Below are 7,751 nucleotides of genomic sequence, written 5' to 3' on the forward strand. Positions count from 1 at the left end.
GCTCGTGACCGTCCCCGCGGAAGACCGTCCCGGAGAGCTTGGCCGCCTCGCGCAGATCCTCGGCGCAAGCGGAATCAACATCAACGCGGCGTACCGCGTCTCCGACAACGGAAGCGCGCGCATCGGCTTTGCCGTGGACGACGTCACCTCGGCCGTGAAGGCGCTGAGCACGTAGAACGGACGCAGCAAGCGTCCCCTCCGCCGCGGCCCGCGCGCCGCGGCGCTTTTTTTCCTACGGGCCGATCGAAGATTCTCCGAACGGAACGCCCCCGTCCGAACCGCATCTCGAACATCGAGAAGCGCATCCCGCGCAAGACGGCATCGACTGCCGCCCCGAGCGGGGAAGGGCCCGCATCAACGCAAGCGTACTTGGCGCGGCCTTCCGCGAAGCCGCCCGCAAGTCCGCCCGAAGCTAACTCCGACGGCGGTTCCCGGAGTCGCGGGTGCTGCGACCCTTTCGGACCGAACGCTCCGTTCCGCTTGCAAAATGGCGTCCGTGCGAGCGCGGCGACGCGCCGGCGGCGCCGGAGCGGCGATCCCGCGTCGCGGGCTGACTCTGCCGGGCTCGACGCTTTCGGCGGCTCGTTTGCGATCCTTCGGTGGTCTTCTTCGTGCGCGTCATGGGTCGAACATGAGCAGCCGACGTAAGGTCTTTGGGTTGGGGCGGCGCCGTAATCAAAGCTTGGCTCGAAGGGCTTCGCAGGACGCTCGTGTTCCTGCCTTCTTGGGCAGGGGCCCGGAATCGCTTGTGCTATCGCGCGCCGAACCGGGGTCGGGGTTGTCGACTCGATCCCAAGTCCAGGTTTGCCGTCTCTGCCAGGGGCCGCGCAAGGATGTCCAGGGATCGTACGAGCGCCTGCTGCCGGGCCCGGGCGCTTCCGCGCTCGACGAGAAGGGTCGCCACGGCCGTCACGAGCTCTTCGGGGTTCACGGGTTTCACGAACAACCGGTCGATGGACGCTTCGTTGAGGGCACGTTGGGCCACTTCGAGGTCTCCGAAGGCCGTCAGGAGGACCCGCGGCACGTCGCGATCGGTTTGGCGGGCGGCAGTGAGCAGTTCGATCCCGTCCATTCCCGGCATTCGAAGGTCGGAAACGACCACGTCCGGCGGCTGCCGGTGGAGCGCGACAAGCGCGTCTGCTCCGTTTTCCACCGCTTCGACGGTCGCCCCGGGGAACGCGCCCTCGAGGAGACGCCGCGTGGCCGCCAGGAATTGACGGTCGTCATCGGCGAGTAGGATCCGACGCCCCTGGGATCCAGGCTGGCCGACGGCTGCGGTGTTCGCAGACGGCATCGTGTGACCAAGGCGCCGCACCTGCATAGAACCTTGGGTGCGCCGTTTGGCGGATGGAATCGCTTGGCAGACAAACGTGCGCGCGCTGGACCTGATTCGGCTTGCTCCGGCATTTGCTCGGCTGCTCGTGCCGGCGTGCGATCAACCGCGAGAAGCCGTCGGCAGTACCACGCGCACGACGGTCCCGCGTTCGGGTCGTCCCGGCACGCGGTCCCGGACCTCAAGAAGGCCGCCCCAGTGCGCCACAAGGCTTCGCACGATGTAGAGACCGGTCCCCTCCCCCGGCTTGGGAACGTCGCCGGAAGGCGCGTCCAGCTGCTCCTGCACGCGGCGCGGCATCCCCGGGCCGTTGTCCTTGAACGACCACGCTACGGCGGGCACCTTCCCCAACTTGACGGCTCGGGAGGTCACCTCGACCGTCGGTTCCGGCTTCGGATTGTGACGAATCGCGTTGAGGAGAAGGTTGAGGAACACCTGCGCAAGCTGCGGGTCGGCGAGCACCCAAACGCCCCGCGCGGCCCGATTCCGCAGCCGGGGCGAGCGTCCGGGAAACGCCGTCGCGGCAACGGCGAAGGCGGTGGCAAGCGCCGCGCTTGCGTCCGTGGCCTCCAGCGGCCGGTCCGTTCGCTGCGCGCTCATGGATTGCACGTTGCGAACGATGTCCTGGATCTCTCGCAGAAGCTGCCGGATGGCGGCGCTTGCCTGCGACACGGCCTTGTCCGGCGGCGCCGCGTCCTGCACGATCTTGACCTGGAGGAGGAGCGATCCGACGAGGTTGGCCACGTCGTGGGTGATGATCCGGTTGTAGCGGGCCAGCGCTTCGCGGTGCTGGTGGACCTCGGCTTCTCGTCGGCGGCGCTCGGTCACGTCACGGAAGGTCGCCACGACGATCGGGGGATCTCCTGGAATCGCGGAAAGCGAAACGTCGCAGGTTCGATCGCCCGCGGGCGTCGGGACCGAGGCTTCCTCGATGCCGACGGGACCTTGACCCCCCAGGAGCGCAAGCCAATCGACCGAACGGATCTCGCGAAAGATCTTCGAAAACACCGGCGGCCGTTTGGCTTCTTGGTCAAAGCCGAAGAACGCTTGGGCCGCTGCGTTGGCGCCGACGATTTCGCCACCCTCGCGCACGAGCAGCATCGGGTCCTTGGCGCCTTCCGTGATGGCGCGAAACAGTTTCTCCGACGCGGTCACGGAATCCTCGCGACGCGCTCGGTGCGTAACGTCGGCCGCATTGAGGACAAAACCCCGGGCCGATCCCTCCCCGCCTTCCACCGGGGCGAAGTGGAGGCGAAAACGACCGACGGAGGGAATCGCGGGAGAGCTCTCGACGACCGCATGACGGTTCTGGGTCGCCTCGCGCGCCGCCTTCCGCACGGCGGGCACGTCCAGTCCAGGCACCGCGTCCCACAGCGACTGTCCGATGGCTTGTCCCTCGGAGAGCCGGAACGCCGACGCGGCGGCCCGGTTCCACGACGTGATCTTCGCCCCGGGGTCGCATACGATCACGGGGTCTCCCGAGCTTGCAAGGATGGTCCGGAGGATGCCCGTTGCGCGCTCGATCTCGGCGGCCCGGATGCGCATCTCCTCGTTGAGGGTGTCGAGCTCCTCGTTGGCACTCTGAAGCTCTTCGTTGGTGGTCTCGAGCTCCTCGTTGGCGCTCTGGAGCTCCTCGTTGAGGGTCTGCTGCTCCTCGTTGGCGCTCTGGAGCTCCTCGTTCGTGGTCTCAAGCTCCTCCGTGCTCGCTTGGGCCGCTTGGCCGGCGCGCTCGGCCTCGTCAAGCGCGGCTCGAAGCTTCTGCGTGATCGCCCGTTCGCCTTCGTTGGCCGCGTGGCGCCCGGTGACGTCGACGCCAACGAGCAGGACGCGGCCGCCGTTCCCATCCTTCATGGGCACGAACTCGACGTCGAGATACCGGTCGGCGTGCCCCTTGCGGCGAAGGCGAAGGTCGCGCAGCGCCACCGTCTCGCCCTCGTTCAAGCACGACTTGATGCCCATCGCAAGATCGTCAGCTCCGAGTCCATGGGCGGCTTCGAACACGGTTTGGCCAAGCGCGACGCTGGCTCGGATTCCAAACAGGCGCTCGGCACACGCGTTCCACAGCTTGACGCGGCGTTCCCGATCCACCATGACAAGGACGAGGCTTGCGGTCTGCACCAGAAGGTGCTGGAAGGCTTCTTGGACGCGCAGCGCGCGGCCACCCTGTTCGATCTCGGCCGCCAACGGCTCGGCGATGCGGCGCCGCGGGGAAGCTCCAACCCGCCGCGGGCGGCGGATCTCTCCGTGCGACAAAGCCACCTTCCGGTAGATCCGGTCCCGCGGAGCGATGGCCTCGAAGGTGTCCTCATTCCCCTGAACGGTCTCGCTCTTGCCCAGGACGAGCATCCCGCCGGGGGCAAGGGCAAACGTAAGCCGGTTGAAGACTTCGCGCTTGGCCGGCTCGTCGAGGTAGATGAGGAGGTTCCGGCACACGACGAGGTCCAACCGGGCGATGGGCGGATCCTTCGTTACGTCGTGGCGTCCGAGGATCACGTGCTTGCGAAGCTCCTTGCGGACGCGGAAGCGCTCCCCCTCGGGCACGAAGTATTGCGTCCGTTGGGCCGGCGTGAGGCTCCGCAGCTGCGCGGCCTCGTAGACGCCCGCGCGGGCTACCGCAAGCGCACCGGGGTCGATGTCGGTCGCAAAGACCTTGACGCCGGCTCGGGCGCCCCCCTTCAGCGTTTCCAGGAGCAGGATGGCAAGGCTATAGGCTTCCTCTCCCGTGGCGCACCCGACGCTCCAGGCGCGGTATTCCTTCCCTTTCGAAGCCTTGCCACGGCCCTCGTGGAGCGCCGCGCGCAATCGGTTCCAGGCGGCGGGGTCCCGGAAGAACGCGCTGACCTTGATGAGGAACGCGGAATGAAGCTTTGCAAGCTCTTCGGAATCCCTGCCGAGGAGCCGCAGGTAGCTGCGGAGGTCGGGCTGTTTGGTCGCGACGAGCCGATGGGCCAACCGGCGGCGGAGCGTATTGGTCTTGTAGCCGGAAAAATCCGTGCCGAAACGCTTCCGTAGCCGCTCCAGAAGTGCGCTCCAGTCGGCGGAGCCGATCGGAGATGGGGTGCTTCGTAGCGAGCGGACGAGAAATGCGGCGATCGCGTGGGCCGGCAGCACGGCATCCACGGCCCCCGTTTGGATGGCTGCCGTCGGCATGGCTGCATGTTCGGCCGTCGATCGGTGTTCGGCGACGGTGAGGCCGCCGTGCCGGCGAACAGCGAGGATCCCCTCGCTGCCGTCCCGCCCCGAGCCGCTCAAGAGCACCGCAACGGCCCCCTCGCCAAACTCGCGCCCGATGGATTGGAACAGGCGGTCGATGCTGGGCCGGGAGAAATGGACGCGCGGGCTTCGCGTGAGCCGGATCCGTCCTTTGGAAACCTCCAGGTGATGATCCGGCTTCGCGACGTAGACCGTCCCGGCGGCCAAGCGTCGTCCGTGGACGGCTTCGTGGACAGGCAGCTTCGACCGACGCTGCAGGAGAGCGGCCATCCGACTCGGGTGGTCGGGGTCGAGGTGCAAGACGACAAGGATCGGAACCGGAAAATCCGTCGGGAGTGCGCCCAGGACGGACTGGAGGGCAGCGATCCCACCCGCGGAGGCCCCAATTGCCACCGCGCGAGGGGGCCCGCTGCTGGCACGACGCGACAAGCTTGCAGCGGTACCGGGCCGCCGCCGGTGCTTTTCGGCGATGATCTCCCCCGTGGGTCAAACGCCAAGCGGGGTCAAATAGTCTCAGAGGCGGCAAACGGGATCGTCGTTGCGAAACGGGCTTCGCGCTCGAAGCGGCCGGAGGCGGGCCAGCGGGCGCCCACCTACACCCTCTTCACGAACACGTACCGCGTCGGCACGCGCAGCACGGCCCCCGTGAAATAGCCGCACGTGAGGCACTTGAGCTCGAAGGACGTGGTCTTGTCCTCGATCGTCTTGTTCTTGATGCGCGCAAGCCGCGCGCCGCAGACGGGACATTCCTTGAGCCCTTTGCGACGGCCGTCGGTCCTGCGGGTCTTCATCTCGAGCTGCGCGAAGCCCGAGGCGATCGCGAGCTTGCGGACGCGGGGGAGCGAGACGCCGTAGCCGGGGTCGATCTTGCGGAGGACCTCGTCGACCAGGCGCTTGAGAAGCTTCTGACTGCGGACGATGCCGCGTTTTCCCATGACCTGCGTGATCGCCGACACGACCTCCTCGTCGGAGGGAATCTTGTACGCCCGCGGGCCCACGCGGGGAAGAGGGGGAAGGGAATAGAAAAGGGATTGGAAAGAGGATAGGAAACCCCGGGGAAGGAGGCTGGCGTTTTCCCCGGGAATTCCTCGAGCGCCGCTGCAAGCGGCGATCGATGGGGGGAGGTCGTTTTGATCGAGACCCGCGGCCTTCAGTTCACCCAGGGAAGGTCGAGACCCGGGCGCGTGGTGACGGGCGCGGGCGCGACGCGGCGTCCGTTGGAAACCGGGGCGGTGGCGCCGGAGCCTTCCTTGGGAACGTTGTCCGTCTGCACGCCCGTCATGATGGCCATGACGCGCATGCGGCCCTCGAAGGCCGGGTTCACGCGGGCGCCCCAGATGACGTTTGCCTTCTGATCGAGGTCGACGGTCAGCGCCTGCGCGACGTCCTCGGCGGCCTTGAGCGAAAGGTCGGGGCCGCCCGTGATGTGCAGCAGGCAGCCGGTGGCGCCGCGGTAGTCCACGTCGAGGAGCGGGTGGTTGAGCGCCTCGGCGACGACCTTGTTGGGCTCGTTGCTCTTGGCCTCGCCGTAGAGCATGACGGCCACGCCTCCGCAGCCCATGATGGTGCGGACGTCGGCGTAGTCGAGGTTGATGAGCGAGGGTTGCGTGATCGTCTCGCTGATGCCCTTCACGGTTTCGCTGATGAGCTGGTCCATGACCGAGAAGGCCTGGTCGATGGGGAGGTTCGGGACGAACTTCAGCAAGCGGTTGTTGTCGAGGACGACGACGGTGTCGGCCGCCTTGCGCAGCTTGTTGAGGCCCTCGTCGCCCTTGACGAGGCGAGCGCGCTCGACGTTGAAGGGCGTGGACACCATGCCGATCACGATGGCGCCCTTCTTCTTGGCGATGTTGGCCACCACGGGCGCGGTGCCGGTGCCGGTGCCGCCGCCCATGCCCGCCGTGATGAACACGAGGTCGGCGCCTTCGAGGAGCTCCTCGATGTAGGGCTGGGCCATCTCGGCGCAGCGCTCGGCCACCTCGGGGTAGCCGCCGGCGCCAAGGCCGCGGGTGATCGAGCGGCCGATGAGGAGCTTCTTGTCCGCCTGGATGTGGTCCAGGTGCATCTTGTCGGTGTTGATGGCGATGGTCTCCGCGCCCTTGATGCCCATCTGGGCCATGCGATTCACCGAGTTGTTTCCGGCGCCACCGCAGCCGACGATGACGATCTTGGGGTCGTAGAAGGCCTCAAACTCGGGGTCGTCGCTGGAGACCGCTTCCGTGCTTTTCATCGCGTTCGAGATCAACGTTTGCATCCCTTGTTCCTCCGGATCGTGTGTCCGAGGGGACTTGCGCTCCCCCTCCAAAGCGTGACGCCAAGCGCGGGGAGGGCGGTGCGTTCCGCCCTCCCGGCCCGGCGCGGCGTATCAGAGCCGTCCGTAGCATGCGCTACGGGTGCATCCCATCTGCCGCGACGGCGTCGCGGCGCGCCCGTGCATCCCATCCGTTCCCCCGCAAGGCGGCCCTCGCGGTGGACGTAGCGAGAGGAATCCGTTTCCGGCACCTCTCCCCCGGCCTTCTGCATCCCATCCCCGATCCTGCATCCCCAGGACGTGAGGCCTTCGCACTACTTTCGCGCGAACCGATCGAGGGCGTCGACCTGGGCCTCGATCTCGCGCAGCTTCTGGAGCTTCTCCAGCCGCTCCGCGAGGCTTCCGGCCCTCGAGTTCACGAGTTCGCGCACGGCCTGCCGAATCGCTTCGGACAGGTTCGTGAACTCGCCGAGCTTGACGAGCGTCTCCAGAGTGCGCACCTGCTCCGATGGAAGCCGGATGGTCACGCGCTCTGTCTCCTGCACGTCGGTCCCTCGAACAACGGCCTGCCAGCGCACGGACGCTACGCGGCCAAGAGTCGCCTCTTGTCACCCAGCATACGTCTTTTGTCAGACGTTGTCAGACAAGCGTATAGAAAGCCGGGCTATTAATAGATTTTGATTTTCGGAATGTGATACAAATCGGGCTTGTGGGGCGGTCAGCGGGCCGCCAAGTGCTCGGCAAGGCCCGGCGTGAGGAGGACCCGGCCGTCCACGACGGGGTATCCATAGGGCAGGACCGTGACGTGGGAGTCGTCGTGGCGGATCTCGACTTCCGTCGTGAGCTCGACGTCCTCCAGCCGCCCCCCTTCGCGCACGAGGGCGCACACGAGGACGGCCACGTCGATGGGAAGCTGGATAGGACCCAGGTTTCGCGCGGAGGCCGCAAGGGGCG

At 67.1% G+C, this 7,751-nt stretch carries 6 protein-coding genes; all 6 read right to left on the reverse strand.

From position 1 onward, the window contains the following. Positions 1–751 precede the first annotated feature (751 nt). Positions 752–1,294, reverse strand: a complete 543-nt coding sequence (locus tag VM681_04445) for a response regulator (protein HVL87246.1) — start codon at positions 1,292–1,294, stop codon at positions 752–754. Between the two features lie 141 nt (positions 1,295–1,435). After that, entirely contained in the window at positions 1,436–4,939 is a 3,504-nt protein-coding gene (locus tag VM681_04450) for a chemotaxis protein CheB (GenBank protein HVL87247.1), read from the reverse strand. A 200-nt stretch (positions 4,940–5,139) separates the two neighbouring features. Continuing rightward, positions 5,140–5,544, reverse strand: coding sequence for a hypothetical protein (locus VM681_04455; GenBank protein HVL87248.1), 405 nt, complete (start codon positions 5,542–5,544; stop codon positions 5,140–5,142). Between the two features lie 152 nt (positions 5,545–5,696). Continuing rightward, entirely contained in the window at positions 5,697–6,800 is a 1,104-nt protein-coding gene (gene ftsZ, locus VM681_04460) for a cell division protein FtsZ (protein HVL87249.1), read from the reverse strand. A 311-nt stretch (positions 6,801–7,111) separates the two neighbouring features. Then, positions 7,112–7,342 (reverse strand): ribbon-helix-helix domain-containing protein, encoded by a 231-nt coding sequence (locus VM681_04465; GenBank protein HVL87250.1) that lies wholly within the window; start codon positions 7,340–7,342, stop codon positions 7,112–7,114. Between the two features lie 173 nt (positions 7,343–7,515). Continuing rightward, the coding region (locus tag VM681_04470) for a hypothetical protein (GenBank protein ID HVL87251.1) at positions 7,516–7,751 on the reverse strand (236 nt) is incomplete at its 5' end.

This window comes from Candidatus Thermoplasmatota archaeon, assembly GCA_035541015.1.
Lineage (GTDB): Archaea > Thermoplasmatota > SW-10-69-26 > JACQPN01 > JAIVGT01 > DATLFM01.

Bases quoted from the DNA above. Each gene is read 5' to 3' on its own strand.
- VM681_04445 (HVL87246.1), bottom strand. From the start codon at position 1,294: ATGCCGTCTGCGAACACCGCAGCCGTCGGCCAGCCTGGATCCCAGGGG.
- ftsZ (HVL87249.1), bottom strand. From the start codon at position 6,800: ATGCAAACGTTGATCTCGAACGCGATGAAAAGCACGGAAGCGGTCTCC.